The sequence below is a fragment of the Cryobacterium sp. Hh38 genome (assembly GCF_004403235.1).
Classification (GTDB): domain Bacteria; phylum Actinomycetota; class Actinomycetes; order Actinomycetales; family Microbacteriaceae; genus Cryobacterium; species Cryobacterium levicorallinum.
On sequence record NZ_SOHD01000010.1, the window covers coordinates 95,853 to 122,760 of the forward strand.

21 protein-coding genes and 1 riboswitch are annotated in these 26,908 nt (G+C 64.3%); of the genes, 14 read left to right on the forward strand and 7 right to left on the reverse strand.

Annotated elements, in window-relative coordinates:
- Nucleotides 1-155: 155 nt before the first annotated feature.
- The 7 genes from E3T41_RS05720 (at nucleotide 156) to E3T41_RS05750 (ending at nucleotide 9,174) form a co-directional block, all read left to right on the forward strand.
- Nucleotides 156-2,429, forward strand: coding sequence for a carbon starvation CstA family protein (locus tag E3T41_RS05720; protein WP_092448130.1), 2,274 nt, complete (start codon nucleotides 156-158; stop codon nucleotides 2,427-2,429).
- Nucleotides 2,429-2,662, forward strand: a complete 234-nt coding sequence (locus E3T41_RS05725; RefSeq protein WP_134477689.1) for a YbdD/YjiX family protein — start codon at nucleotides 2,429-2,431, stop codon at nucleotides 2,660-2,662. The genes E3T41_RS05720 and E3T41_RS05725 overlap by 1 nt, the downstream gene beginning before the upstream one ends.
- Before the next feature lie 98 nt (nucleotides 2,663-2,760).
- Complete coding sequence (locus E3T41_RS05730; protein WP_134477691.1) at nucleotides 2,761-4,209, forward strand: amino acid permease; 1,449 nt, start codon at nucleotides 2,761-2,763, stop codon at nucleotides 4,207-4,209.
- Nucleotides 4,210-4,793: 584 nt separating this feature from the next.
- Nucleotides 4,794-6,071 (forward strand): extracellular solute-binding protein, encoded by a 1,278-nt coding sequence (locus E3T41_RS05735; RefSeq protein WP_092448126.1) that lies wholly within the window; start codon nucleotides 4,794-4,796, stop codon nucleotides 6,069-6,071.
- Between the two features lie 32 nt (nucleotides 6,072-6,103).
- Nucleotides 6,104-7,027, forward strand: a complete 924-nt coding sequence (locus E3T41_RS05740) for a carbohydrate ABC transporter permease (protein ID WP_092448125.1) — start codon at nucleotides 6,104-6,106, stop codon at nucleotides 7,025-7,027.
- Entirely contained in the window at nucleotides 7,024-7,875 is an 852-nt protein-coding gene (locus tag E3T41_RS05745; protein WP_134477693.1) for a carbohydrate ABC transporter permease, read from the forward strand. Before E3T41_RS05740 ends, E3T41_RS05745 begins: the two co-directional genes overlap by 4 nt.
- Nucleotides 7,876-7,878: 3 nt before the next feature.
- Nucleotides 7,879-9,174 carry an ADP-ribosylglycohydrolase family protein gene (locus E3T41_RS05750; protein ID WP_134477695.1) on the forward strand — a complete coding sequence of 432 codons (1,296 nt, stop codon included), beginning with the start codon at nucleotides 7,879-7,881 and terminating at the stop codon, nucleotides 9,172-9,174.
- Between the two features lie 127 nt (nucleotides 9,175-9,301).
- Here the strand turns inward: E3T41_RS05750 and E3T41_RS05755 are convergent, their stop codons facing one another.
- Entirely contained in the window at nucleotides 9,302-10,252 is a 951-nt protein-coding gene (locus E3T41_RS05755) for an ROK family protein (RefSeq protein WP_166791499.1), read from the reverse strand.
- Between the two features lie 393 nt (nucleotides 10,253-10,645).
- On the opposite strand from E3T41_RS05755, the gene E3T41_RS05760 reads away from it, so the two are divergent.
- From E3T41_RS05760 to E3T41_RS05795, 7 genes are all read left to right on the forward strand, one after another.
- Complete coding sequence (locus E3T41_RS05760; protein ID WP_134477699.1) at nucleotides 10,646-12,847, forward strand: alpha-galactosidase; 2,202 nt, start codon at nucleotides 10,646-10,648, stop codon at nucleotides 12,845-12,847.
- A gap of 2 nt (nucleotides 12,848-12,849) precedes the next feature.
- Entirely contained in the window at nucleotides 12,850-13,896 is a 1,047-nt protein-coding gene (locus E3T41_RS05765; RefSeq protein WP_092448120.1) for a zinc-binding alcohol dehydrogenase, read from the forward strand.
- Between the two features lie 32 nt (nucleotides 13,897-13,928).
- A complete protein-coding gene (locus tag E3T41_RS05770; protein ID WP_092448119.1) occupies nucleotides 13,929-14,903 on the forward strand; it encodes a Gfo/Idh/MocA family protein in 975 nt (324 codons plus the stop codon).
- Between the two features lie 258 nt (nucleotides 14,904-15,161).
- A riboswitch (TPP riboswitch) is annotated at nucleotides 15,162-15,272 on the forward strand.
- 17 nt (nucleotides 15,273-15,289) lie between these two features.
- Complete coding sequence (locus E3T41_RS05780; RefSeq protein ID WP_092448118.1) at nucleotides 15,290-15,925, forward strand: YkoF family thiamine/hydroxymethylpyrimidine-binding protein; 636 nt, start codon at nucleotides 15,290-15,292, stop codon at nucleotides 15,923-15,925.
- Nucleotides 15,926-15,947: 22 nt separating this feature from the next.
- Nucleotides 15,948-16,547, forward strand: coding sequence for an ECF transporter S component (locus tag E3T41_RS05785; RefSeq protein WP_092448117.1), 600 nt, complete (start codon nucleotides 15,948-15,950; stop codon nucleotides 16,545-16,547).
- Nucleotides 16,540-18,204, forward strand: a complete 1,665-nt coding sequence (locus tag E3T41_RS05790; RefSeq protein WP_166791500.1) for an ABC transporter ATP-binding protein — start codon at nucleotides 16,540-16,542, stop codon at nucleotides 18,202-18,204. The genes E3T41_RS05785 and E3T41_RS05790 overlap by 8 nt, the downstream gene beginning before the upstream one ends.
- Nucleotides 18,201-19,010: an energy-coupling factor transporter transmembrane protein EcfT gene (locus tag E3T41_RS05795; RefSeq protein ID WP_134477704.1), complete on the forward strand. Its 810-nt coding sequence runs from the start codon at nucleotides 18,201-18,203 to the stop codon at nucleotides 19,008-19,010. Before E3T41_RS05790 ends, E3T41_RS05795 begins: the two co-directional genes overlap by 4 nt.
- 104 nt (nucleotides 19,011-19,114) lie before the next feature.
- Here E3T41_RS05795 and mmsB read toward each other — a convergent pair whose 3' ends face one another.
- The 6 genes from mmsB to E3T41_RS05825 all read right to left on the reverse strand — a co-directional run bounded on the left by mmsB (nucleotide 19,115) and on the right by E3T41_RS05825 (nucleotide 26,375).
- Entirely contained in the window at nucleotides 19,115-20,008 is an 894-nt protein-coding gene (gene mmsB / locus E3T41_RS05800; RefSeq protein ID WP_134477706.1) for a 3-hydroxyisobutyrate dehydrogenase, read from the reverse strand.
- Between the two features lie 71 nt (nucleotides 20,009-20,079).
- On the reverse strand, nucleotides 20,080-20,961 hold the full coding sequence (locus tag E3T41_RS05805; protein WP_092448202.1) for a serine hydrolase: 882 nt from the start codon (nucleotides 20,959-20,961) through the stop codon (nucleotides 20,080-20,082).
- Nucleotides 20,962-21,285: 324 nt separating this feature from the next.
- Nucleotides 21,286-23,250, reverse strand: coding sequence for a M13 family metallopeptidase (locus E3T41_RS05810; RefSeq protein ID WP_092448113.1), 1,965 nt, complete (start codon nucleotides 23,248-23,250; stop codon nucleotides 21,286-21,288).
- Between the two features lie 255 nt (nucleotides 23,251-23,505).
- Nucleotides 23,506-24,927: an NAD(P)(+) transhydrogenase (Re/Si-specific) subunit beta gene (locus tag E3T41_RS05815; RefSeq protein WP_092448112.1), complete on the reverse strand. Its 1,422-nt coding sequence runs from the start codon at nucleotides 24,925-24,927 to the stop codon at nucleotides 23,506-23,508.
- A 2-nt stretch (nucleotides 24,928-24,929) separates the two neighbouring features.
- Complete coding sequence (locus tag E3T41_RS05820; protein ID WP_092448111.1) at nucleotides 24,930-25,256, reverse strand: NAD(P) transhydrogenase subunit alpha; 327 nt, start codon at nucleotides 25,254-25,256, stop codon at nucleotides 24,930-24,932.
- Between the two features lie 3 nt (nucleotides 25,257-25,259).
- Complete coding sequence (locus tag E3T41_RS05825; protein WP_092448110.1) at nucleotides 25,260-26,375, reverse strand: NAD(P) transhydrogenase subunit alpha; 1,116 nt, start codon at nucleotides 26,373-26,375, stop codon at nucleotides 25,260-25,262.
- Nucleotides 26,376-26,908: the final 533 nt, after the last annotated feature.

Here is a 26,908-nt window from a genome sequence, read left to right on the forward strand (position 1 = left end):
CAATGGTCGAAGGCGCAGAATGCGAGCGAATGCCCGGTTATCCATTTTACGCGCTCGATCCGACCCGAGTTCCCGCTCTGGTTCGGAGCCTTTCTCGCGCGGAGGTAACGTTAGTAGGCAGATTCACAGGATTTGCCTTGGCTCAAGGAGGAGAAATGGGCGCCGCGTCCAACACGACCGAATCACCGACCGCTCTGAAACGGATTCCGCACGACCTCGCGGTCGCTCTGGATCCAGAGGAACTTGACGCCCACGATCGCCACTGGACGCCCCTAAAAATTGCGATCTGGTCAGCTATTTCACTGCTCGGTGGCCTCAGCTGGGTCATGCTCGCCGTCGTGCGCGGTGAAACCGTCAACGCGATCTGGTTCGTGTTCGCCGCGATCTGCACCTATCTCATTGGCTATCGTTTTTACTCGAAGTTCATCGAGAAGCACATCATTCGCCCGGATGACCGTCGCGCCACCCCGGCCGAGTACAAGGCCGATGGCAAGGACTTCGCCGCGACCGACCGTCGCGTGCTGTTCGGCCACCATTTCGCTGCCATCGCCGGCGCCGGCCCCTTGGTCGGCCCCGTTCTGGCCGCGCAGATGGGCTACCTGCCCGGCACTATCTGGATCATTGTCGGCGTCGTTCTCGCCGGCGCGGTACAGGATTACCTGATTCTGCACTTCAGCATGCGCCGCGGCGGTCGTTCGCTCGGCCAGATGGCCCGCGACGAACTCGGTGTGATCGGCGGCACCGCCGCCCTCATCGCGACCCTCGTGATCATGGTCATCATCGTGGCGATCCTCGCCCTCGTGGTGACGAACGCCCTCGCCGAAAGCCCGTGGGGCGTCTTCTCGGTCGGCATGACCATCCCGATCGCGCTGTTCATGGGCTGCTACCTGCGCTTCTTCCGCCCGGGCAAGATCACCGAAATATCCATCATCGGCTTCGTGCTGCTCATCGCCGCCATCATCGGCGGCGGCGTGGTGGCTGGCACCGACTGGGGTCAGACCTACCTGCTGCTCGACAAGGTGACCATCGCCTGGGGCATCATCCTCTACGGCTTTATCGCCGCTATCCTGCCGGTCTGGCTGCTGCTCGCCCCGCGCGACTACCTGTCGACCTTCATGAAGATCGGCACGATCGGCATGCTCGCCGTGGCGATCGTCATCATCCGTCCCGAAATCAGCGTGCCGGCCGTGAGCGAATTCGCATCGAGCGGCACCGGTCCGGTCGTCGCCGGAACGCTGTTCCCCTTCCTGTTCGTCACGATCGCCTGCGGCGCCCTGTCGGGTTTTCACGCGCTCATCGCCTCGGGAACCACGCCGAAGCTCATTCAGAAGGAACGCCAGACCCGCTTCATCGGTTACGGCGGCATGCTTATGGAGTCGCTCGTCGCGATCATGGCCCTCGTCGCCGCGCTGTCGATCGACCGCGGCATCTACTTCGCCATGAACTCCTCGCCCGCCCTCACTGGCGGCACCGTGCAGGGTGCGGTCGCCTTCGTGAACAGCCTCGGCCTGACCGGCGTCAACCTCACGCCCGACATGCTGACCGACATGGCGACCAACGTCGGCGAGGAGTCGATCGTTTCCCGCACCGGCGGCGCGCCGACGCTCGCCGTCGGCCTCTCGCACATCATGCAGCAGCTCGTCGGTGGCACGTCAATGATGAGCTTCTGGTATCACTTCGCCATCATGTTCGAAGCACTCTTCATTCTCACCGCAGTGGATGCCGGCACCCGCGTCGCCCGCTTCATGCTGCAGGACAGCCTCGGCAACTTCTTCCCGAAGTTCAAGAACACCTCCTGGCGTCCTGGCGCCTGGGCCGCCACGGCCATCATGGTCGCCGCCTGGGGTGCAGTGCTGCTGATGGGGGTGACCGATCCGCTCGGCGGCATCAACACGCTGTTCCCGCTGTTCGGAATCGCCAACCAGCTGCTTGCGGCGATCGCGCTGGCCGTGTGCATGGCCATCGTCGCCAAGCGTGGACTGTTCAGATACCTCTGGGTCGTGGCGCTTCCGCTCGGATTCGCTGCCGTCGTCACGATTTCGGCGTCGTTCCTGAAGATCTTCTCGACCACCCCGGGCATCGGTTACTTCGCGCAGAACCGCGCATTCTCCGAGGCCCTCGCCGCTGGCGAGACGAGCTTTGGCACCGCACCGAGCGTCGAAGCCATGGAAGCTGTCGTGCGCAACACGATGGTGCAGGGCGTGCTGTCGATCGTGTTCGTGGTGCTCGCGATCATCGTGATTCTCACGGCTCTTCAGGCCACTTGGAACGCGTACCGCAAGAACTCCAGTGCGACGAGTGAAGATGACGCCGTGCAGTCGCAGACCTACGCCCCGGCTGGATTCATCATGACCCCGCCCGAGAAGGTGCTGCAGGCCGAGTGGGATGCCCTGCCGGTGCACAAGAAGATCAAAATCAAGGGTCACTGATGACCCTGCTGGCGGGCGTCCGCAAGGGCGCCCGCGGGGTGGTTTGGTACCTCAAGGGGATCCTCGGCGAGGATGCCTACGAGAAATATGTGGCGCACCACGCGGCGCTGCATGCGGCCGGTGCTGCTGACGGTACTGACGGCGCGGCACCGCATCCGCTTATGACTGAGCGGGAATTCTGGCGCGACCAGACCGACCGTCAGGATGCGAACCCGCAGGGACGCTGCTGCTAGATCGGCTGCCAGGCCGCCTCGTCCCCGGCAAACCGAAGGTATAGGTTATTTTCGTGCCCCGCGAGCCGGGGACAGGCCGATTAGCCAATGGAGGCGTCATGTCCGCTCAGAATCCCCACTCTGTCTTGCGGCGAAAGCCCATCAACGATGTCGGCGATGAATCCAAGAAGAACGGACTGTTCAAGAGCCTCGGACTCTGGCAGCTCACCGCGATCGGCGTCGGTGGCATCATCGGCATCGGCATTTTCACCCTGGCCGGCCTGGTCGCCAACGGCGGCCCCGACGGCGAGGGCGCCGGCCCCGCCGTACTCATCTCGTTTCTTATCGCTGGCCTGGCCAGCGCCGCCGCCGCCCTGTCTTATGCCGAGTTCGCGGGAATGATCCCGCGCGCAGGGTCGGCCTACACGTACGGTTATGTCGCCCTCGGCGAAATCGTGGGTTGGTTCATCGGTTGGGACCTTTTGCTGGAATACATTGCCATCGTGGCCGTGGTGGCCATCGGTATCTCGGGCTATTTCACCGAATTCATGTCCGGGGTTGGCGTGCAGGTGCCGATCTGGATGCAGGGCACGGCCGACACCCTCGACGGCGGACTGATCAACCTGCCGGCGATCATCGTCTGTCTGCTCGTCACGTTCATCCTCAGCCGCGGCACCCAGACTTTCGGCCGCTTCGAACTCGTCGCGGTTGGCCTGAAGGTGCTGCTGATTCTGGCCATCATCGTGCTCGGCTTTTTCTACATCAACACCCAGAATTACATCCCGTTCCTCCCCAATGGATTCGGCGCCGTCTTCACCGGCGCGGCCACGGTGTTCTTTGCGGTGTTCGGCTACGACGCCATGAGCACCGCGGCCGAGGAGGCCAAGGACGGCAAGAAGCACATGCCGAAGGCGATTCTGCTTTCCCTGGCCATTGCCATGGTGCTGTACGTGCTGGCTACCCTCGTACTCACAGGCATGCAGAACTGGCAGGACATCGACCCGACGGCCGCGTTCGCCGTCGCCTTCCAGTCGGTGGGTCTGCCGGTGATCGCCACCATCCTCTCGGCCTTTGCCGTCGTCTCCATCCTCACCGTGATGCTCACCTTCTTGCTCGGCGTCAGCCGGGTCTGGTTCTCAATGAGCCGTGATGGTCTGCTACCCAAATGGTTCTCGGGCACCGACAAGAAGGGCACCCCGCAACGCGTCACCTGGATTGCGGGCATCGCCTCCGCACTTCTGGCCGGAGTCTTCCCGATTCGTCTGATCGCGGATCTGACCAATATCGGCATCCTGGCGGCGTTCGTTGTGGTCTGCATTGCCGTCATCGTGCTGCGCCGCACCCGGCCCGATGTTCCGCGCACCTTCCGGCTGCCATTCATGCCGATAGTCCCCGCCTTCGGTGTGCTGGCATCCTTCTTTCTGATCACCCAACTGCACTGGGAAACCTGGCTGCGCTTCGCCATCTGGCTCGTGATCGGCTTGGTCATTTACTTCGCCTACGGTCGTCGGAACTCCGTCATGAACCCGAAGAGTCCGCGCTACGTGGAGGTACCGGCCGAAAAATAGTCTGTCACTCAGCTCGGTCGCCACAGAGCGCGAACAGCCGGATCACGATCGATAGGATCACCATCGACCAGGTGATCGCCTCGAGGAAGAGCCGGGTTGAGAGCAAGGGTCCGGGTTCCGATGCGCCACCCGGCTCGATGATTGCGAGAAATTCCCGGGCGCTGGCCACGGCATCGCTAATGTCGCCGCCCGGCACCGCGAGCAGTCCCAGTTCGATGGTGGATTCATCGAACCAGGTGGCGTCATCCGACTGCGCCGAGCGGATGCCGCTGCTGCCGTTTTCAGAATCGCGCGGGTTGCTGGATCGAGAGCAGAACTCCGGCTGAGGCGGGACTCAGGGGCAGTGAATCTCGACGGCGAGGGGGGTGCGGGGATACTGCGAAAAGGGTTCGCCGGCTATCAAATAGTTTTAGTGCAGAACTATTCATCCCCCGTTAATGTCAAATCTCCCCGATCCGGGAAGAATTAAGTCACAATGTAGAGCCTGAACCGGCAACTATAGTTTCTCATCAAAACTATCGGCGCAGGTTGCCCGGGCAATCGAACATCCGTTCGCCCCCGCTTGCAACATCCGAAGGATAACAATGACATCTCGACATTCACTCGCCGCTGTCGCAGGCCTCGGCGCACTCGCGCTGCTGCTCAGCGGATGCACACCGGCTAGCTCGACTGCCTCTTCGGGTGAGGGCGACGGCACCCTCCGCTACCTGGTCGAGCAGCAGGAGGACCCGGAGTTCTTGCCGATGATCGAGGCCCGAGTCGCGAAGTTCGAGGAGCGAAACCCCGGCATCCTCGTCGAAATCGATGCGATGCCCTTCGACACGATGCGCACTGTTCTTCAGACTCAACTGCAGTCGGGTGACGGGCCCGATGTTTTCAACTGGGGCTCGGGTCCGACCTTCGCCGGCAGCCTCGCCGACGCGGGGCTCCTGTATGACCTGACGGAGAGCTACGAGAAGAACGACTGGCAGATCTACGACTTCGCGAAGGACCGCGTCACCGTCGATGGCAGAATAATCGGAGTTCCCGGCGACATCGAAACCGTCGGGGTGTATTACAACAAAACGATCTTCGATGACCTCGGCATCGACCAGCCCGAAAACCTTGGCGACCTCGAAGCTGCAGCCGCCAACATCAAGCAGTCCGGAGTCATCCCCTTCGCGGTGAGTGACCAGGAAGGCTGGCAGGCAGGTCACTTGCTGAGCATGACGCTCGCGAGCCGAGTGGGTTCTCAGGGTGTCGCCGACCTGATCGACGGTGAGGCTTCATGGACGTCGCCCGAGGTAGTCGAATCGCTGGCGCTCTGGGCCGGCTTCAACGACGCGGGCTACCTGCCGGAGTTCCCCACTGCAATCTCCTACGACGGCGGTGCCGCACTGTTCTACTCCGGAGAGGCGGCCATGTTGCCGACCGGTAGCTGGTTTATCCCGGAGGTCGAGGCCAACACCGACTTCGAGGTCGGCTACATCCCGTTCCCGAGCGAAGACGGCGCTGGAATCTTCACGGCTGGCCTGGGGTCAGGTCCACTCGTGTCCGCAAACACCGACAACCCGGAGGCGGCCATCAAATTTGTGGACTTCCTGGTCTCGGAGGAGCACGGCCAGTGGGCGGTGGAAAGTCTCGGAACCATCCCTGCGTTCCCGATCGACACCAAGGATCTCGAAGTTTTGCCGCTGCTCGCCCAGGTGATCGAAGACACCGCGACCTTCGCCGCAGGCAGCAGTGACCTGGGAACGAACATTGACGTGGTCGCCAGTGATCTCTTCAACCAGACCATGTACGACGGATTCCAGGCACTCTTCACCGGGCAGAAAACTCCCGAGCAGGTCGCCGAGGAACTCGAAGCAGCGGCACGAAACTAACGAACGTGAGGGGGAAGAGACAGAACAGAACGATGAATCCACCGACCAGAAGTCACTCAGCACCCCGCGTCACCAGGCGAGCGCAGGCCCGCCTGGGCGTCGCCCTTGTGGCACCGCTGCTCGTGCTCGTAACCGTCTTTTTCCTCTTCCCCCTCGGTAACGCCATCTACTACTCGATGCTCGACTACAACGGAGTCGACCCCTCGCCGGCGTTCGTGGGCCTCGGAAACTTCGTCGAACTCGCCACCGATCCCGCACTCGGCCCAGCGTTCATGAACAACATCATCTGGATCGTTCTCGGCACGGCAGCACCGGTGGTCATCGGACTTGCGCTGGCCCTGCTGATGTGGACGGTGCGCCGGGCGAGCACGCTGTACCGCGTCGCGCTCTTCATTCCGTACATCCTCCCCGCCGTTGCGGCCGGGGTGGTGTGGGGCTGGATCTACGATCCGATGCGTGGCTGGCTCAACCAGCTGCTTCGATCGGTCGGGCTCGATGCACTCGCGACAGGGTGGCTCGGCAACCCGAACACCGCCCTGTATGCAGTCCTTGTGACTGCCGTCTGGGCGACGACAGGGTTCGTCTTCGTCGTGCTGCTATCATCGTTGCGCAACGTCGATGCGGAGTTGCTCGATGCAGCACGCATGGACGGTGCCAACTCGCTACAGCGCGTCTGGTACATCGTTCTCCCGCAAATCATGCCCGTATTCCTGATGATCGTCACGCTGACGCTCGTCGGCGGATTCAGTGTCTTCGACATCGTTTTCATCATGACCGGTGGCGGCCCATCGAACGCGACGGAAGTTCTGGGCACCTATGCCTACAGCAATGCCTTTCAGCTCAACCGCATCAGTTACGGCACGGCGCTCGCGCTCGTCATCACCGTGCTCGCCATTCCCTTCGCCGTGGCACTCAATCGCCTGCAGCGTAGGCTCTCGTTGCAGGAGTCCGTATGAGTATTTCGAGGATCCGCCTCTCGCCCCGCCGACGCGCGATTCGCGCCTCGCACCACCTGCTGCTCGTTGTGCTTTCGCTCCTGTCGTTGTTCCCGGTGATCCTCATCCTCTCCACCGCGCTCAAAACCGAGCAGGATGTTAAGGTCAATCCGTTCGGCCTCTTCTCGTCGTTCTCGTTCGAGAACATCGTGCAAGCCTGGACCGTCGGTGAGTTCGGCTCACACCTGCTCGACAGCGTGCTCCTCACGATCCCGAGCACCGTGATCACAGTCGTGCTCTCCACCATGGCGGGATACACGTTCGCCCGGTTGCCGTTCCCCGGTCGAAACATCCTGTTCTACGCGGTGGTGCTCGGCTTGCTCGTGCCGTTCTTCGCCTACATGATTCCGCTGTACTTTCAGCTCCGCACCATGGGAATGCTCGACACTCTCGTCGGCACGATCCTTGTGCTCAGCACGACCGGGCTCGCCTTCGGCGCCTTTTTCATGCGCGCATTCTTCTCTGACCTGCCTGATGAGCTCGAGCAGGCTGCCCGCATCGACGGCGCTTCCGAGGCACGCATCTTCGCGCAAGTGATGTTGCCGCTGGCCACCCCGGGGATCGGAACCCTGACAGTCTTCACGTTCCTGCAGAACTGGAACAACTTTCTCGTCCCCCTCCTCTACCTGCCCAGCGGCGAATACCGCCCGCTGACCACGGGACTGTATCTTTTCGTCGGCGGTCGGTCCGTCGACATCGGACCATTGGCGGCCGGGGCGCTCATTACAATCTTGCCGGTCGTGCTCCTGTTCATCTTGTTGCAACGTCAGGTGACCGAGGGATTCCTCTCCGGCGCAGTGAAAGGTTAAGAAATGCACAACGTACTCGATCCCCGGGATCTCGTGCCTGACGAGGCGGAAGAATTACAGGTGAGCGGATATCCCGTCGGGGACCTCCTCGAGGAAGCCAAACGGGCGGCAGCGGCCGGTGATCTGGAACACCTCGCGGCGGTCGAGATTCGGCTCGGTGAGTTGCGGCCCCTGCCGGACTGGCCGTACTACGAGCCCCGGGAGGAGCACGTGCTGTACGCACTCTGTGACGCTGCACCCCGCACCGGGTTCGACGCGGCGGTGCTGCCCGACCGGATTCGCGGCGCGTGGCTCGGGCGGGCGGTCGGTAACACGCTCGGCAAGCCGATCGAGGGTCTCGATCGAACCCAGGTGGAGATCTACCTACGTGCCGCGGGTCACTGGCCGCTCCGCGGATACCTCCCGCTTCTGAACCCACTGCCCGACGGTGTCGCCCACCTGCATCCCTCCGCTCCCATCGCAACCGAGGGCCGGTTCCAGGAGGTTCCCCGCGATGACGACATCGACTGGACGATCCTCGGTATGCTCACGCTCGAACGGCATGGCCGCGAGTTCACCACCGACCAGCTCGCCGCTCTCTGGCTCGACCGCATGCCGTTCACTCAGACATACACTGCGGAGCGCGCCGCTTACCGCAACCTTCTCGCCGGCCTCACCCCGCCCGCCACAGCGACCCACCGAAACCCGTACCGGGAGTGGATTGGCGCCCTCATTCGCGTCGACGTCTACGGTTACATTCATCCCGGGGGTCCTGGGCCGGCCGCCGCACTCGCCATCACCGACGCCCGACTCTCGCACGTCGGAAACGGCATGTACGCAGCAATGTGGGCGGCGGGCCTGGTAGCGGCGGCGTTCGCGGCGTCATCCGCTCGCGAAGCGCTCGAATGCTCCCTCGCCGTGGTGCCCAGCGGATCACGCCTTGCCGAGGCGCTTCACCGGATGCTTGACCTCCACGATCAGGGCACAACCCACGTCGTCGCACTCGACACGATCGACCGGGAGCTCGGGCACTATAGCTGGGTGCACACGATCAACAACGCCGCGCAGATTACGGCGGGGCTGCTTTGGGGTGAGGACTTTCTCAGCGCGGTGGGCATTGCCATTGAGGGCGGCCGGGACACCGACTCCAACGCGGCCACCGTCGGTAGCGTCTTCGGTGCCTTGCACGGCTCGGCCGCCATCCCGGAGTCCCTACTCATCAGCGAACCCGTGCGCGTGCGCAGCGCTGTGCGCGACTTCGACCGCATAACGATCGACGAGCTGACGGCGCGAACGCTGCGGCTCGCCGAGAAGGAATGACGCGGACGAAATCGACGCCTTGCGCTTGACCGCAGACGCCCGTTTGGTCTCTCGATATAGTTTCATTATGAAACGAAAACGGTCACGCGCAGGCCTTCCCTGCAAGCACCCAATGCAGGCCAGATGGTCACTCAGAGTCAATTACAGCTGTCGAATGCTCCCCTGGGGCGCCTGCTTCGCTGCCCGCAGTACCACCGGGTGAACTTCTAGGAAACGTTTTTTGAATAGCAATAACGGCCGCGCCTCTTGCCCATTCGGGGAAGTCCATAGGACGCACAATGAGTTCGCTGTGGAGGGGACTATCGGTGTCATATTCAGACAGCCCCTCGTCAACGCTCGAACGCGCGGCATCGGCGAGGTGAACCCCTTCGCCCGAAAGAATGATGCGCTTCACACCGGTAAATGCCGTAATAGCGGATGCTGCACGGCCCAGGGCGCGAGCGGCTTCCTGGACGACACGAACAGCTGGCGCATCCCCAGACCTGGCCATCTCGAGAACATCGTCGTATTCGATGAAACGGCCATGTGCGGCAGACACCGCCGCGGTGATCGAGCTCGAGGACAAGAATGCCGTCATGCAGCCCCGATGCCCGAGCGGACACAGCGGTCCCGACGGATCAACGGGATAGTGGCTAAGAGGGTTTAGAAAAGTCGGAATCATCAGGTCATTGATGACGAGGCCATACCCAACTCCGGCACCAACAGTAAGCAGAGCGAAGCTCGAGTACCCCTTGCCATGACCGAACCATTGCTGGGCCTTGGTAAGGCCGACAACGTCGTTATCCAGGTAGACGGGAACCCTGAGGGCCGCCCCCAATAGCGAGCGAAAGGGCACATCACGCCACTGGAGGAAGGAAGAATCCGCAACAATCTCACCCTCATCGACCCGGCCGCCTACCGTTACGCCAACAGCATCGAGGGGCTGGTCCATGCCCGACTGGAAGTCCATGACAATGTCGCGCACGGCAGTCACGACATCCGACACGTCACGGGAACCGAGCGGCACACGAACCTGATCGATGATGCGCGACCGTACGTCAGTGACGACGGCGTAGATGGCTTCCTCGGTGAGCTTCACGCCAACGAATTTGTACCGGTCAGGGACCACATCAAGGGGAAGGGAAGAACGGCCTCGACCGGGAGAACGCACGGCGCCCGACTCGATGAGCACGCCCCCTTCGAGCAGAGGCTTTACGAGTCGCGTGAGGGTCGCGGGCGAGAGCCCCATACGGCGCGCGAGTCGCGCTCGAGACTGGGCGCCATGCACGAGAACCTCAATCGCGACGGCCTTCGACGGCGCGGACAGCAGCGAGCTGACGTCGGATTCGACACCGTCCATCGCCAAACTCCGATCTTCTTCAAGAATTATCCAACTTGCCACTTAGGCGGCCGTGATTGCGCCGTTTGAGTATGCCATACTTTGGTTTAATAGTTTCAGCATGGAATCTAAAAGAGTGAAAAGGGGGCACGGATGAGTGTATCGACGGCAGTAGACGTGGCGCAGCTGGTCACGCTCGAGGCCAGCGGAACGTGCGTAACGATCGACGTGTCCTCCGGCATTCCGCGCATCCTCCATTGGGGCGCTCCCTTCGCTGCGACCTCTACCGACCAGGCCTTCCTCCGCTCCCTCGCCGAGACCCAGGGTGGGGCCGATCTGCTTGAGTCCCGCCGGTCGCCGACACTGCTCCCCGAGCAATCAGTGGGATGGATGGGAACCCCCGGTCTGGAGGGGCATCGAAGTGGCACATCCTTCTCGACGGCGTTCACCGCGTCGAGCTGGCGCATCGACGGATCGGCTGGCACGATTCAATCCCTCGTGGCCGAGGCAACCGATACCGTCGCTGAGTTGCAGCTCACAACCACGATTACGCTCCTGCCGTCCGGGCTGCTCCGTCTCGAGGCGCGCTTGACGAATATCGCACAGGACAGCGATTACTCGGTCGACGCGCTCCGCGTCGTTCTCCCTGTCCCGGCCGAAGCCGGCGAGCTCCTCGACTTCGCGGGTCGGCACCTCCGAGAGCGCACTCCCCAACGCCATCCCTTCGTGGTCGGCACGCATCTCCGGGAAGGACGGCGCGGTCGCACTGGCTCGGACTCGAGCATCCTTCTCGCAGCCGGCACACCGGGCTTCGGCTTCCGCTCCGGCGCGGTATGGGCAGTTCACACTGCCTGGAGCGGCAATCACGCCACCTTCGCCGAGCTCGGAATCACCGGATCGCGTGTGCTCGGCGGCGGTGAACTTCTTCTGCCCGGCGAAATGATCCTCAAGCCGGGTGCCTCCTATTCGTCGCCGGCAATATACGCGGCGTATGGGAACGGCCTTGATGACATCGCCGCGTCGTTCCACGAGCATCTTCGCGGAAGAGCGTCGCACCCGGTGAGCCCCCGGCCGGTTGTCCTCAACACCTGGGAGGCCGTGTACTTTGACCAAGACCTCGACTCGCTGACGACGCTCGCCGAGCTCGGTGCACGCGTAGGCGTGGAGCGATTCGTCCTCGACGACGGCTGGTTCACTCACCGCCGCCACGATCGAGCAGGGCTCGGCGACTGGCAAGTCGACCGCGACGTCTGGCCGGACGGACTCGGCCCCCTCGTCACGGTCGTGCGCTCCCTCGGTATGCAGTTCGGGCTCTGGTTTGAACCTGAGATGATCAACGAGGACTCAGACGTCGCCCGAGCGCACCCTGAATGGATTCTCGCGCCGGGAGACAGACTCCCCATCGCGGGCCGCTCGCAGCAGGTACTCAACCTCACGATCCCTGCGGCGTTCGACTACATTCTTGAGTCGATAAGTGCCCTGGTAAACGAGTACGACATCGACTACATCAAGTGGGACCACAACCGCGACCTCGTGGAAGCTGGTGATCGCGTGACAGGCACTCCACGCGTTCACGCGCAGACCCTCGCGACGTACGCGCTCATGGACGAGTTGCATCGGCGACATTCAGGACTTGAGATCGAGTCGTGCTCCTCCGGCGGTGGTCGAGTCGACCTCGCTGTGCTCGAGCGCACGCAGCGCGTGTGGGCGAGCGACTGCATTGACGCCCTCGAGCGCCAGCAGATCCAACGCTGGACGGGGCTGCTCCTGCCCCCGGAGCTTGTGGGGTCGCACGTCGGCGCAGCGACGGCGCACACGACCCACCGCACCCACGCGCTCGCGTTCCGCGCGGCCACGGCGCTTTTTGGGCATTTTGGGATCGAGTGGGACCTCCGCGACGCATCAAGCGCGGAACTTGACCAGCTCGCGGCCTGGGTTGACCTCTACAAACAAGAGCGGGAACTCATCCATACCGGCACTGCCGTGCACAGCGACTACCCCGATGAGGCGTACTGGGCACACGGCTACGTCGCCCCCGACCAGGACCGCGCGGTCATCTCATTCGTCGCACTCGCCACAAGTGTGGCTGTGCACCCCGGTCGCATCCGAATCCCCGGTCTGCGCGACGAAGCCATCTACCGCATCGAACCGATTGAGCTGTCCGCTTCGGCTCTCATGCGAGTGAAAGGCGGGGCACCGTCGTGGTGGACGGACCCCATCGCCCTCTCCGGAAGCGTCCTCGGCCGCATCGGGCTCCCCGCGCCCATGCTCTATCCAGAACAAGCCCTGCTCTTCAGACTTGTCGCCGTCGATCGTGCAGACATACTCACCAACCTCACAACCGAAAGGAACTGAACATGGGACGGCTCGTTCGTTTTACTTCACCCGGCCTGGCAGAAGTCATCGACTTTGAGGACGCTCCCGTTGGCGCCGGCGAGGTGCGCCTCGAAACCATGTATTCCGGCATTTCCGCCGGCACGGAGCTCACCGCATACCGCGGCAGCAACCCGTACCTGAACAGCGAATGGGATGCTCGCCGCCGGTTGTTCGTACCGGGCGACTCGACGCACTCCTACCCGCTCGATGCCTGGGGTTATGAAGAGGTTGGCACCATCACAGAGGTCGGCGACGGCGTGGACGCGGGGCTGATTGGCCGCGTCGTCTGGGGAACGTGGGGCCACCGGTCCTCCGTCGTCCGCCCCATGACGTGGGTCATGGACCGCCTTATGCCGGACGGACTCGATCCAGTCGCAGGCATCTTTGCGAAGATCGGAGCGATCGCTCTCAATGCCGTACTCGACGCCGACATACACGTCGGCGAGACCGTTGTCGTCTTCGGAGCCGGCGTTCCCGGACAAATCGTGGCACAACTCGCTCGGCTCAACGGAGGGCGCGTGGTCTCCGTCGACCTGCTCCCGGGGCGCCGAGAACTCGCCGAGCGCCTCGGCGCCTCCCTCACGCTTGACCCGGCCGCCGACGACGTCGCCGAGCGAGTCCGTGAGCTCACGGAAAATCGTGGGGCCGATGTGGTTATCGAAATGAGTGGCAGTTACCATGCACTTCAAGAGGCCGTACGCACCGCGGCCTACAGCTCGCGCGTTGTTGTCGGAGGGTTTTTTCAGGGCGCTGCGACCCCCGTTCACCTCGGCAACGAATTTCACCACAACCGCATCTCCATCATCGGATCCCAGATTTCCGGTGTCTCACCAACGCTTCAGCACCGCTGGAACGAGTTGCGCATGTCAACTACGGCGCTCCGACTGGTGAGCGACGGCCAACTCGACGTCACCTCGCTCATTACGCATACGATGCCAGCGGAAGACGCTCCTGCCGCCTTCACGATGCTCGACGCGTCGCCAGAGGCCGCGCTGCAAGTAGTCCTCGATTACCGGACGGCGCCGTGAGTATGAGGGACCCGTTCCCACGATCTGACGGGATGATTGGCTGGGGGATCCTCGCAACGGGGGGCGTCGCCGGAGCGTTCACGAGAGACCTGATCGCCCACGGCCACCGGGTGGCGGCCGTCGGGTCGCGTTCTCTCGCGTCAGCCGAGGCTTTCGCGGCAACCCATGGGATTCCCCAGGCCCATGGTTCGTATGAGGACCTCGCTACCGACCCGAACGTCGACGTGATTTACATCGCAACGCCACACAACCTGCACTCCGAAAACGCAACGCTCGCGCTCGAACACGGCAAACACATCCTCGTCGAGAAGTCGTTTACTCTCACGGAAGCCCAGGCTTCCACCGTCGTCGAACTCGGCCTGCAAATGGGCCTCGTCGTGGTCGAGGCCATGTGGACGCGGTTCCTCCCGCACATGGCACACGTGCGCAACTTGATCGCGGCGGGCCGCCTCGGGGAGATCCGTTCCCTCCACGCCGACCACACGCAGAACCTTCCTCGTGAAGACACTCACCGCATCAACAACCCCTATCTAGCCGGCGGTGCGCTCCTGGACCTCGGTATCTACCCTGTTTCCTTCGCGCACGATATCCTTGGTGCCCCCGTCGACATCGACGCTCACGCAACGTTCACCCGATCAGGAGTTGACGCGTCGGTCGCGACGATCCTCACGCACGAGAACGGCGCGATGTCGACATCGTTCTCATCACTCGAGACGCGAGGCCCTAACCGAGCCACAATCCTTGGCACCGAGGGCCGCATCGAAATCGCGGACACCTGGTACGCACCAACCACGGTGTCGCTTTACGACGCAAGGAATTCACTTGTCGACGTCTATGACCAGGCAGTATCCGGACGTGGCATGCAGTTTCAAGCGGCCGAAGTGGAACGCGTCATCCGAGACGGCAATCACGGTAGCCCCCTGATCATTCCCGAGGAATCGGTGACGGTCATGCGCACGATGGATGCCATCCGGGCAAAGATCGGTCTACGGTATCCGAACGAATAACACCGTCGTGCACAAATCGTGCCCGGAGCGTGATCGCCGCAAGCATCCTCATCATCGCGGGCTAGCGACACGGCGGGGCACAGTACGCCGTCGCCGACCGGCACAGGTGTCGTCACACACATTGCCGCCCTGGCCCTGGTCGATCAGGCGCTGGAACAATTGCTGCACGTGCTGCCCAACCTCCAGTGGTGTGTCGGTGGCGGCTGCAGGGGGCCAGCCTCGGCACCCGCGACCCGGCCACGGCATGCCATACTTTCGTTGTATCAACACGGGAGTCCGATTAATCGGGCTGAGAGGAAGCTGCAGAGGCTTCGACCGTCGAACCTGATCTGGATCATGCCAGCGCAGGGAGGCTGACTCGTCCTTCCCGTGCCCCCACGAAAGAAATGGGCACGATCATTCCAGAAACCTTCACAGCCACACCGGCGGAATTCGGCATTGGCGCGCGCCTCACCCTCGCCGTCATGCGCGACGACTACGCCGCCGTCATTCTCGACGCGCTCCAGCAGGCAGATTCGACCGGGCTCGCACTTCAAACCGGCGTCGTCAGCACCTACCTGTCCGGCGCCGAACCCGACCTGCTGCGCTACGTCAGCCAGGTCGTCGCCGGTGCGAGCCGCAGCGGAGCCCACGTCACGGCAACCGTGCAATTCTCCCGCGGCTGCCCCGGCGAAGTCACCTGCACGCTGCCACCCACCGGCGGGCTGTTCGCCGAGGTCGTGAACCTCACCCCCACCGGCGTACACGCCGTCGCAGAATGGGCACTGTATCCACTGGATGACGGCACCGGTTCTGCTTCCGCCGATCACATGCGCGACATCTACGCCGCGATCGAGACCGCCAAGGCCTCCGGGCTCACGGTACACAGCGAGCACTTCGTCACCCGGCTCGAGGGCGACCTCGCCCTCGTGCTGCAGGTCATCGCCGCCGGCTGGATCGTGGCCGGCCGAACGGTGCAGCACGTGGCGACGCACGCGACCCTGTCCCTCAACAGCCCGAGCCTGAACTCCCATGCGTCCTGACGCCGACCAGAAGGAAACAGCCATGCCCACAGCATCCGCCAAGAAAAGGCACTGGAGCCTCAAAGACCTCGTGCTTGTCGTCGTGCTCGGTGTCGTGTTCGGCTTTCTGTACTGGATATTCGTGCAGGCCTGGACCGCCCTGTCGATCACGATGGGTCCGGCCGGCGACCTCGCGCAGCACTTTCTGCTCGGCTCCTGGCTGCTCGTCGCCCCGATCGCGATCGCCATCGTGCGACGGCCGTTCGCCGGCATCTTTGCGGAGGTTATCGCGTCGGTGATCGAGGTCGTCTTTCTCGGCTCCATGGTCGGGCCGCTGCTCTTCGTCGCCGCCGCCATTCAAGGCGCGGGCAGCGAGATTCCGTTCGCCCTCACTCGCTACCGCAACTACAGCTGGCTGACCTACGCACTTTCGGGGCTGCTCGGCGCCGGGCTGGTGTTCTTCTACTCGGCATTTCGCTCCGGCTGGTACGGCCAGGAGATCTTTCTGCTGCGCCTCGCTATTCAGCTTATCTCCGGCGTGTTTCTTGGCGGGCTGCTGGCCAAACTCATCGTCGATGCCCTCGACAAAACCGGCGTCGTCGACAACTTCGCGATCGGCCGCGATCGCCTCGCCCGTGCCTGAGACCGACATCCTGACACTGCAGGACGTGTCGGTGCGATTCCCGCGTCGGCCCGAGGCCGTGCTCAGCGACGTGTCGGTGCGCCTCGCGCCGGGCGAGCAGCTCATCGTGTTCGGCGCCTCCGGTTCGGGCAAATCCACCCTGTTGCAGACCATCACCGGCGTCATTCCGCATTCGGTCGTAGCCTCGCTCGGCGGCAGTGTGCGCATGGGAGGGACGCTCAGCATCGAAACCTCCGTCGTCGAGCTGTCCCGGCTCGTCGGCGTGGTCGCGCAGGACCCCGCGTCGTCGGTCTGTCTGCCCGACGTCGAACAGGAGCTTGCCTTGCCGCTCGAAAACCGCGGTGTCGACCCGGCATTTATCTCGGCGCGCATCGATCGCGCCCTTGACGCTGTTCAGGCACGGATGCTGCGACACCGGTCGACCGGGCAGCTGTCCGGCGGCGAAGGCCAGCGCGTGGCCCTCGCCGCCACCCTCATCGCCGAACCGGCCGTGCTCCTGCTGGACGAACCCACCTCGATGCTCGACGCGGCGGGATTGGGCGCCGTGCGCCGCGCCATCCGTTCGGCCGTCGACACCTACCGGCCGGCCGTCGTGCTGGTCGAACACCGCATCAACGAGTTCACGGGCACGGCGGGAATCGCCGGGCTGCCGCCACGCGCACTCGTGCTCGGCGAGGCCGGAACCGTCATTGCCGATGGCCCCACGGTCGACGTGCTCGCCCAGCATGGGCGCTCGCTCAATCAAAACGGATGCTGGCTTCCGCTCGAAACCGAATTGCTTGCCGTGACCGGGTGCGCCGGCGGGCTCGGCGAAGCGGGCGTGCGCGCCGGCCTCCGGTCACTCGGCGAGCCGGCCGGAGCCTTGGGGCGACGGCAGGACTTCGGCCGGATCGTTCTGACCGCCACGGATGTGGTCATTGATCGCGGGGTTGGCGCGCCGAACGGGACCGCCACAACGGTTCTCGCCGGCGTCAGCCTCATCCTGCGGGGCGGCGAAATCGTGGCCCTGCTCGGCGGCAATGGAACGGGCAAAACCTCGTTGCTGCTGACCTTGGCGGGATTGCACCGGCCATCGGTCGGCACCGTGACCGGCGCCCGACCCGGCATGATCTTTCAGAATGCCGAGCACCAATTCGTCGAGCACACCGTGCGCGGCGAGATTCGGCATGGGCTGCCGAGCCTGAGCGATGACGAACTTCAGGCCATTTTGCACCGGCACCGGTTGACCCACCTCGCCGATCAAAGCCCGTATCGACTGAGCGGCGGCGAGAAGCGGCGGCTCAGCGTCGCCGCCATGCTCGCGCACGATCGGCCGGTGCTGCTCGCCGACGAACCCACCTTCGGCCTCGATCGCCGGGACACCATCGCCACCCTGGCAGCGCTCGGCCAGGCGGCCGACGCGGGCCGCAGCATCCTTTTCTCCAGTCATGATCTGCGAACCGTGGCAACCCTCGCCGACCGGGTGATCGTGCTGGCCGACCATACAGTGATCGCCGACGGGCCCGTGTTCGAGGTGTTGCGGTGGGACGAGGTACTGAAGCAGGCCGGGCTCGAGCTGCCCACGCTGATTCGGCACCTGCTCAAGGAATTCGATTCTGACGCGCGGATTCGCCGCGTGCTGGGTCAGCTCGACGCTGCCGTGGGCGCGACGACATGACTGCTCAACTCATCGACATCGATGCTCCCCCGACACGACGGCCCGTCAGCGCCCTAGCCAGGCGCAACCCGACCGTCAAACTCGCGCTTCTGTTCGTCGTTTCCCTCGTGCTGATGTTTGTTTTCGATCCGATCACGCCACTGGTGCTGTACCTGCTCGCCCTCGGCGCGGTCGCTGTCACGGCTCGCATTCCCGTGAAAGTATTCGTTCTCGCACATATTCCATTTCTGGCATTTGCTCTCGGCCTTCTGATCGTGAACGCGCTCAGCCGGCCGGGGGACGTACTCTGGCAGTCCGGGGTGCTGCGGATCACCACCGAGGGACTGCTCGTGGGGGCTGCCCTCGCCCTGCGCACCCTCGTCATCGGCGTGCTCTCGATCGGCTTTGTGCTCTCGACCGACGGCGTGGCCCTCATGACCAGCCTGCACCAGCACGCCCGGCTCGGCTCCCGCCTCACCTACGCCGTGCTCGCCGGCTACCGTATGCTCGAAGAGTTGCCGCGCGAGTGGCAGACCATCCGCCAGGCACACGCGGTGCGCGCTCCCCTCCGCCCCCATGGCAAGCCGCCTCGCGGCCTCCGTCAATACGGTCGGGCAGCCTTCGCCCTGCTGGTGCTATCGATTCGCAAGGGCGAGCGGATGGCGCAATCCCTCGAGTCGCGCGGCCTCGGCCTGACCCCGCGCAGCACCTGGCGGCGTATTCCCCTCACCCGCACCGACTGGGCCATGGCCGCCGCGGTGACCGTCGTCGTCGGCCTGAGTTCCTTTCTCGGCTTTCTGGAAGGCTTCCATGCGCTCAACACCTGAACGAACCCAGATACACTTATGCGCCACGGTCAACCCGCCGCCCCGTGGGTCTCAACGCGTGGAAGCGTTTGAAGGGGTATGAAACTCACGGCTCGGCGCAAGCGTCAGGCCAGGGTGCCGTCGACGAGCTTCACGATCATCGAGCAGTCCTTGCCGCCCTGCCCCTGATCGACCAGGCGCTGGAACAGCTCGGCGACGTGCTTGCCAATCTCGAGCGGCGTGTCGGTGGCTTCCGCCGCCGCGATTGCGAGACCGATGTCCTTATTGGCAAGTTCGGCGGTGAAGGTCGGCGAAAAGTCGCGGTTCACGGCCGCTGACGGCACGACGCCAGCCACGGGATACCAGGTGCGCAGCGCCCAGCTGTCGCCCGATGAAACGGATGCGATATCCCAGAAAACCTGCGGGTCCAGTCCCAGCCGATCGGCCAAAACTGCCCCCTCGGACGTCGCGGCCAGGTTGATGAACAGCATGAGGTTGTTGCAGATCTTCGCCGCCTGGCCGGTCGTGGCCCCGCCGGTCGGAATAATGTGCGCCGCCATTGGCTGGATGTAGGTGGTCGCGTCGGCGACGGCATCCGTTTCGCCACCGATCATGAAGGTGAGCGTGCCGGCCTCAGCACCGGTGATGCCACCCGAGACCGGGGCGTCGACAAGGCGAAAACCCGCAGCTTTCGCCGCGTCGTGCAGGGCCTGGGATGATTCGATGTCGATCGTCGACGACTCCACCAGGAGCGTTTTCGGGTCGGCATGGGCGAAGACTCCCGCCTCGCCGAAGTACACCGCGCGGGCGTGCTCACCCTTGGGAAGCATGGTGAAGACGACGTCGGTGCCGTCAACGGCGTCCTGGATGCTGGTCGCGCGGGTGACGCCGGCAGCGACCGCAGCGTCGAGGGCCTCGGCGTTAAGGTCGAAGCCGCGCACGCTGTGCCCCGCCTTCACCAGGTTCGCCGTCATGGGGCCGCCCATGTGTCCGAGTCCAATCCATCCGATAACCGCCATGGCATAGCTCCTTCGCTCCGGTAACGGGCGTCAATGCCCGTCCCGTACACGATGGCACAACTTGGCGGGAGCTAGTGCACGTACTCCAGCAGGTCCGCCCCGACCGCGCGCATCCCCTCGAGCACCGCGAGGCGGGTCATCAGCAGGGCGTCGTCGAATGCCATCGACACGGCGTAGGTCGCACCGGCCCGAGGACCACGCAGGATACCCACCTCGCTGCGCACCCCGGCGGTCGTGCCGGTCTTGTTGACCATGAGCAGACCGTGATCGCTCTCCCGATGCGCCAGGGGGTCGAGCCCAAAGGCGCTCGCGACCAGCGACAGGTCGGTGTTGAGCGACAGCCAGCCAATCACGCGCGCGCTCGTCTCGGCGTCCACGATCTCGCCGCGGGCGAGCGCGGTGAACAGCCAGGTCAGTTCCTTGGCGCTGCCCACTGACAGCTGCGGTGCGTCATCGGGGCCACGTTTGTCGCGCACCAGGTCGAGCAGCGCCGTGCGGCTGAGGCCGAGCTGCTCGGTGCGGGCACGCACCGAGTGCAGCCCGACGGCGCGAATGAGCACGTTCGTCGCGAGGTTGTCGCTCGTCGACCCGACGAGGGCGGCGAGATCCGCGACGCCCAATCGGGCCACCTGCAGGTGCTGCCAGACGCCGGAATCACTCACGGCATCGACATTCGTACGCTCGAGCATCGTGGCCATACCGAACTCGGCGTCTTTCAGCCGCGCGGCCACCTCAATCAGCAGCAGCACCTTGCCGATACTCGCGGTCGGCATGGAAACGTGGTCGTCGACCGAGAACAAGACCCGCCCGGTCGCGAGGTCGGTCGCCCGGGCCGAAACCTGCACACCGTTCAGGGCGAGGTCGCCGAGGGCGGCGAAGCCGCGAGCGAAGCTTTCTGGAGTCTCGGCGCCGCGGTGTTTGCCGCCGGGCGCTGCGGCGTGGCGGGAACGCATCAAACCTGAGGCGACGGTATCGCCCGCATTCGGGCCGGACCGATGCCCGCCGCCGCTCGAACCAGAACCGCTGGACAAGACCATCGTTGGCTCATTCCTCCCTCGGTGCTGCCGATCGCTACAAACCCGGACTGCGTCAATCTGCTCTGAGTCACTCTGCTCAGCCAGCGACTACAGCGGCAAACGGCGCAAGGCTAGCCTCTGGCCGATCAAGGCGCACGGCCAACCCTAACCCAGACGGGGGACGCGCGAACTGGCCGAGGCGAGAAGGCCAGATCATGACACCCCACTCGGGCCTCGGCATGCCCGCCGCGGACAGTACCGCTACCAGATCGTGACGCGCTTGTCGGGGGCGAGCCAGAGGGCATCCGCTTCGGAAACGTCGAACGCCTCATAGAACGCGGGAATGTTGCTGACGATCTGGTTGCAGCGAAACTCGTTCGGCGAGTGCGGGTCGATGGCCAGCAAGCGGATGGCCTCAGCGTCGCGTAATTTCATTTGCCAGGCCTGGGCCCAGGAGAGGAAGAAGCGCATTTGCCCTGTGAGGCCGTCGATGACCGGGCTGTCCTGGCCATCGAGCGAGAGCAGGTAGGCCTTCCAGGCGATGGAGAGCCCGCCGAGGTCGCCGATGTTCTCGCCGATCGTGAGCGCGCCGTTCACGGTGTTTCCGGGGATGGCCTGCGGTTCGAGGCCCTCGAACTGGGCGATGAGTGCGGTCGTGCGCAGCTCGAATGCGGCCTTGTCGTCGGCGGTCCACCAGTCGGTGAGGCGGCCGTCGCCGTCGTACTTGGAGCCCTGGTCGTCGAAGCCGTGGCCGATCTCGTGGCCGATGACCGCGCCGATCGCGCCGTAGTTGGCGGCTGGGTCGCGATCCTCGTCGAAGAACGGAAACTGCAAAATGGCGGCCGGAAAGACGATTTCGTTGAATCCCGGGTTGTAGTAGGCGTTGATGGTCTGCGGCGTCATGAACCATTCGTCGCGGTCGAGCGGCTTGCCGATCTTGCCGAGCTCGCGCTGAAACTCGAACTCGCCAGCGGCCTTGACATTGCTGATCAGGTCGTCGGCGCTGATTTCCAGGCTTGAGTAGTCGCGCCATTTCACCGGGTAGCCGATCTTCGGCGTGAACTTGCTGAGTTTCTCGAGCGCCCTCCCGCGGGTCTCCTCGGTCATCCAGTCGAGGGTGCTGATGCTGTTCTCGTAGGCGGCGACGAGGTTCGCGACCAGCACGTCCATGCTCGCCTTGGCGCTCGGCTTGAAGTGGCGCTCCACGTAGATGCGACCGACGGCCTCACCGAGGGCACCCTCGACGAGCGAGACACCGCGCTTCCAGCGCTCGCGCAGCTGCGGGGTGCCGCTTAGGGTGCGACCGTAGAAGTCGAAGTTCGCCTCGACAAATTCACCGGACAGGTACGCAGCACTCGAGCGGATGACCTGCCACCGCAGCCAGTCCTGCCAGGCTTCCAGACGGTCCTCGGTGAGCGTCGCCGCGAGTCCGACAATGTAACTCGGTTCGCGCACGACGACCTCGGCGAGAGCACCGGACGGGCCGTCGAGGCCTTCCAACCAGAGGTCGACATCGGCGCCGGCAGCGAGCGCCGAGACCTGGTCCCAGGTGCGCAGGTTGTAGGTCTTCTCACTGTCGCGCGTGCTGACTTTGTCCCAGTGGTGCGACGCGAGTTCGGTCTCGAGCTCGAAGACGCGCGCGGCGCGGCCGGCGGCGTCGGCGAAACCGGCGAGGGTGAACATCCGCTCAAGGAATTGCTGGTACTTGGCGCGAATATCAGCGAACTTCTCTTCGCGGTAGTAGGACTCGTCAGGCAGGCCGATGCCGCCCTGCGCGATGAAGACGAGGTAGCGTTCGGGGTTGCCCGGGTCGTTGTCGACGTAGAGGTGGAAGGCTCCGGCGACTCCGCCACGCTCGAGGCGGCCGAGGGTGGCGAGCAATTCGGAGATGGTGGTGACGGCATCGACCGCTGCCAGGTCCTTGTGCAGGGGTGTCGCGCCGAGCGCTTCGATGCGCTCTTCGTCGAGGAAGCTTGTGTAGAGGTCGCCGAACTTGCGTTCGAGGCTGCCCTCCGGCGCGGTCTGCGCCTCGATGATGATCTCGCGCACGGCCTTTTCGGCGTCTTCGGCGAGCATCATGAAGGAGCCCCAGCGGGCCTTGTCGACGGGAATTTCGCTGCGCGCAATCCACTGGCCGTTCACGTGCCGAAAGAGGTCGTCTTGCGGGCGCACCTCCGGGTCAAGTTCGTGTCTGTTGATTCCGGATGCAGTCGCCAGCTCAGTCATGCCTCCAGCCTATCCGGGCGGGGTGACAGGCAGCCGTATAGCGGGATCGTGTGGGCTGTGATGGGCGAGCGCGCAGGCATCCGCTCGGCGAAGACGATTTCTACGAGTGGATGCGCGCGGCACCCGGGTTGGCGGCCGCCGATCACCTGTTTCGCGCTCGTGCACTGGTGGACGGCTCAACTCTGGCAGGACTGGCGATCCTGGCACGGTAGCGCGTGATTTCAGCATTGGGCCCCGTCATGCAACAAGAGCCCCCTACAGCGCCTTGAGTTCCTCGGTCACCTGGGCGACGGACTTCTTCGCGTCGCCGAAGAGCATCGTGGTGTTGGCCGCGAAGAACAGGGGGTTCTCGATGCCGGCGAAGCCCGAGCTCATGGAACGTTTGAGCACGATCACCGACCGGGATTCGGTCACGTTGAGCACGGGCATGCCGAAGATGGGCGAGTTCGGGTCGTTGCGCGCCGCCGGGTTCGTGACGTCGTTGGCCCCGATGACGATGGTGACGTCCGTGCGTGAAAACTCGCCGTTGATGTCGTCCATTTCCTTCATGGCGTCGTAGGAGACGTCGGCCTCGGCGAGGAGCACGTTCATGTGCCCCGGCATACGCCCGGCTACCGGGTGGATCGCATACTTGACCTCGATACCCCGGGACTCGAGCACCTTGGCCATGTCTTTCACGGCGTGCTGGGCCTGGGCGACGGCGAGCCCATAGCCGGGCACGACGATGACCTGGTTGGCGTAGGCCAGCTTGATGGCGGCATCCGCCGCAGAAGTGGACTTCGCGTGCTGGTCACCGGTGCTCGTGGCCGAAACACCCTTGGAGCCGCCGCCGCCGAAGCCGCCGGCGACGATGGACAGAATCGACCGGTTCATGGCTTTGGCCATGAGGTTGGTGAGGATGGTACCGGATGCTCCGACGATCATGCCGGCGACGATCATCGCGATGTTGTTGAGCGCGAGCCCGGCCGCCGCCGCGGAGAGACCGGTGAGGGCGTTGAGCAGCGAGATGACCACGGGCATGTCGGCTCCGCCGATCGGGAGCACGGTCATAACCCCGAGGATGCCCGCCAGGATGAGGATCGCCACGAACCAAACCAGGTCAGCGCCGGTGGTGGTTGAGCCGATCCCGACGATGACGGCCGCGAGGGTGGCGCCGAGAAACAACATCGCGTTGAGCGGTTGTTGCAGGCGGCCGACCGACAGGGGGTGCCCTGGGAGAATCTGCTGAAGTTTCATGAAGGCGACGATCGAACCCCAGAACGACAGTGAGCCGATGATCGCCGCGAACAGGGAGGCGATGACGAGCGGGAGCACCGGGCCGGAGGCCGCGTGCAGGCCGGTGAAGCCGTCGCTTTCGATGAACTCGCCCCAGGCGATGAGCGCGACGGTTCCGCCGCCGACTCCGTTGAACAGCGCGACGAGCTGCGGTACTGCCGTCATCTTCACCTTGCGCGCGGGCGGGATGCCGAGGATCACGCCCACCACGAGAGCCGCGACGATGATCAGCCAGCTGCTGGTCTCGCGGATGTGGATCAGTGTCGCGACGACGGCGACGGCCATGCCGGCCGCAGCGATCTTGTTGCCGCGCACCGCGGACCTCGGGGCGGTCAGCCCGGAGAGCCCGAGGATGAACATGGCGAAAGCGACGATATAGAGGGCGTAGACGAGGATGTCCATGGTCAGTTCTTCCCGTCGGTCGCGGTGCTGGTGTTGGTGTCGACTGGGCGGGTTTTGAACATGGCGAGCATCCGGTCGGTCACGACGAAGCCGCCGATGACGTTGACGGTTCCGAACACGATGGCCACGAAGGAGATGATCTGCAGCGGAAGGCCCGGGTTGTGCGCGGTGCCGAGCACGACAAGGGCGCCGAGCACGACGATGCCGTGGATGGCGTTGGTTCCCGACATGAGCGGGGTGTGCAGCGTGTTCGGAACCTTGGAGATGACCGCGAAGCCGATGAAGCCCGAGAGCACGAGGATGGCGATGTTCGCCAGAAAGGAGTCCATGGGTTAGTTCCTGTTCGAGACTGAGTCACGTGTAACGCAGGAGAGCGCCACCACGTCGTCGGAATAGTCGGGGTCGAGTCGGCCGCCCGGCACGAGCAATTCGAGCAGGGCGGTGAGATTCTTCGAGTAGAGCTCACTCGCATGCTCGGGCATGGTCGAGGGCAGGTTGAGCGGGGACGCAATCGTGACACCATTGATGACGACGGTCTCGCCGGGAACGGTGAGCTCGCAGTTGCCGCCGGTCTCCCCGGCCATGTCGATGACGACACTGCCCGCTTTCATGCCGTGCACGGCGGCAGCGGTCACGAGCCGCGGTGCCGGGCGTCCCGGAACCAGCGCCGTCGTGATCACGACGTCGAAGGTGGAAATCGCGGCCTCGAGCGCCTTTTGCTGCTCGGCGCGCTCGTCGGCGGTGAGTTCGCGGGCATAGCCGCCGTCACCGGCAGCTGAGATACCCACGTCGAGCCACTGGGCTCCGACCGAACGCACCTGGTCGGCGACCTCCGGACGCACGTCATAGCCGGTTGCGCGACCGCCGAGCCTCTTGGCGGTCGCAAGAGCCTGCAGCCCGGCCACGCCAACGCCGAGCACGAGCACGCTCGCCGGCTTGACCGTGCCGGCGGCCGTGGTGAGCATCGGGAAGAACCGCGTGGAGAGCGACGCCGCGAGGATAACCGACTTGTAGCCGGCGACGTTCGCCTGCGACGAGAGGGCGTCCATGACCTGAGCCCGGGAGATGCGCGGGATCGCCTCGACCGCGTAGCCAACGATGCCGGCGTTCTGCAGGGCGGCGATTTTGTTCTCCGCATTGCGCGGTGCCAGGAACCCGATCAGGGTCGCGCCCGTCTTCAACCGAGCGATCTCGGCGTCGGTGGGCGGGGCGACCTTGAGCACGATGTCGGCGCTCCAGGCGTCGCCCAGGGTGGCACCGGCTTCGAGGTAGAGGTCGTCACCCATGAGGGCCTCTGCCCCCGCGCCGGATTCAACGACAACGTCGAGTCCCTTCGCGACGAGGGACGCGACGGCGCGCGGCACGAGGGCAACTCGCCGCTCATCCGCCCCGCTCTCGCGGACGACGCCGATACTGGGTGTTTCGGGGTGCAGTTGGGGATTCGGCATAGTGGGGCCTTTCGAAGCGGATGTCCGCACGATCGTCCTGAGGCGGCAAACATCCTTGCGGGGTGAACGCGGGCACCTGGGCCAAAAATGATGTTCCCGGCGCGTGCCCGAAGCGTCCACGGTCGGCAGAAGCTCCTGGGACGAACATAGCGGGATGGGGCGCGGGAGAGGCCCGATAAGTGGTCGCCGTTGATGAAAGATTCGGCTTTCTTAACAATGCAGCGGGTTGCCAGGGCTGACTTGAGACGTTTTCGCACATTGAGCAGTCAGCATCCGTGGAGCACTGTGGGCGTTCTTGGAAGGGCCGGGATGACCGCGCCCGATCCGAATGAGCGCTGCGGTAACCGGGGTAGCGCACACCGATTTCGGGCGAGGTCATACGCGGGTGGCGTATGCGCGGGTGGCGTATGCGCGGGTGGCGTATCCCTCTCTGTCAACCTTGGATAAGGCACCGGGATCGTCCCGAATAGTGTCGTAGAGGGCGGGGAAGGAGTTCCCCTTGACGAACGCAGGAATGACAGGAGTCAGCTCGA

Bases quoted from the DNA above. Each gene is read 5' to 3' on its own strand.
- E3T41_RS05750 (WP_134477695.1), top strand. From the start codon at position 7,879: ATGCACAACGTACTCGATCCCCGGGATCTCGTGCCTGACGAGGCGGAA.
- E3T41_RS05815 (WP_092448112.1), bottom strand. From the start codon at position 24,927: ATGGACATCCTCGTCTACGCCCTCTATATCGTCGCTTTCGCCATGTTC.
- E3T41_RS05780 (WP_092448118.1), top strand. From the start codon at position 15,290: ATGGGCACGATCATTCCAGAAACCTTCACAGCCACACCGGCGGAATTC.
- E3T41_RS05720 (WP_092448130.1), top strand. From the start codon at position 156: ATGGGCGCCGCGTCCAACACGACCGAATCACCGACCGCTCTGAAACGG.
- E3T41_RS05820 (WP_092448111.1), bottom strand. From the start codon at position 25,256: ATGGACTCCTTTCTGGCGAACATCGCCATCCTCGTGCTCTCGGGCTTC.
- E3T41_RS05825 (WP_092448110.1), bottom strand. From the start codon at position 26,375: ATGCCGAATCCCCAACTGCACCCCGAAACACCCAGTATCGGCGTCGTC.
- E3T41_RS05735 (WP_092448126.1), top strand. From the start codon at position 4,794: ATGACATCTCGACATTCACTCGCCGCTGTCGCAGGCCTCGGCGCACTC.
- E3T41_RS05740 (WP_092448125.1), top strand. From the start codon at position 6,104: ATGAATCCACCGACCAGAAGTCACTCAGCACCCCGCGTCACCAGGCGA.
- E3T41_RS05760 (WP_134477699.1), top strand. From the start codon at position 10,646: ATGAGTGTATCGACGGCAGTAGACGTGGCGCAGCTGGTCACGCTCGAG.
- E3T41_RS05725 (WP_134477689.1), top strand. From the start codon at position 2,429: ATGACCCTGCTGGCGGGCGTCCGCAAGGGCGCCCGCGGGGTGGTTTGG.
- E3T41_RS05785 (WP_092448117.1), top strand. From the start codon at position 15,948: ATGCCCACAGCATCCGCCAAGAAAAGGCACTGGAGCCTCAAAGACCTC.
- E3T41_RS05730 (WP_134477691.1), top strand. From the start codon at position 2,761: ATGTCCGCTCAGAATCCCCACTCTGTCTTGCGGCGAAAGCCCATCAAC.
- E3T41_RS05805 (WP_092448202.1), bottom strand. From the start codon at position 20,961: ATGCGTTCCCGCCACGCCGCAGCGCCCGGCGGCAAACACCGCGGCGCC.
- E3T41_RS05765 (WP_092448120.1), top strand. From the start codon at position 12,850: ATGGGACGGCTCGTTCGTTTTACTTCACCCGGCCTGGCAGAAGTCATC.
- E3T41_RS05745 (WP_134477693.1), top strand. From the start codon at position 7,024: ATGAGTATTTCGAGGATCCGCCTCTCGCCCCGCCGACGCGCGATTCGC.
- mmsB (WP_134477706.1), bottom strand. From the start codon at position 20,008: ATGGCGGTTATCGGATGGATTGGACTCGGACACATGGGCGGCCCCATG.
- E3T41_RS05770 (WP_092448119.1), top strand. From the start codon at position 13,929: ATGATTGGCTGGGGGATCCTCGCAACGGGGGGCGTCGCCGGAGCGTTC.
- E3T41_RS05810 (WP_092448113.1), bottom strand. From the start codon at position 23,250: ATGACTGAGCTGGCGACTGCATCCGGAATCAACAGACACGAACTTGAC.
- E3T41_RS05795 (WP_134477704.1), top strand. From the start codon at position 18,201: ATGACTGCTCAACTCATCGACATCGATGCTCCCCCGACACGACGGCCC.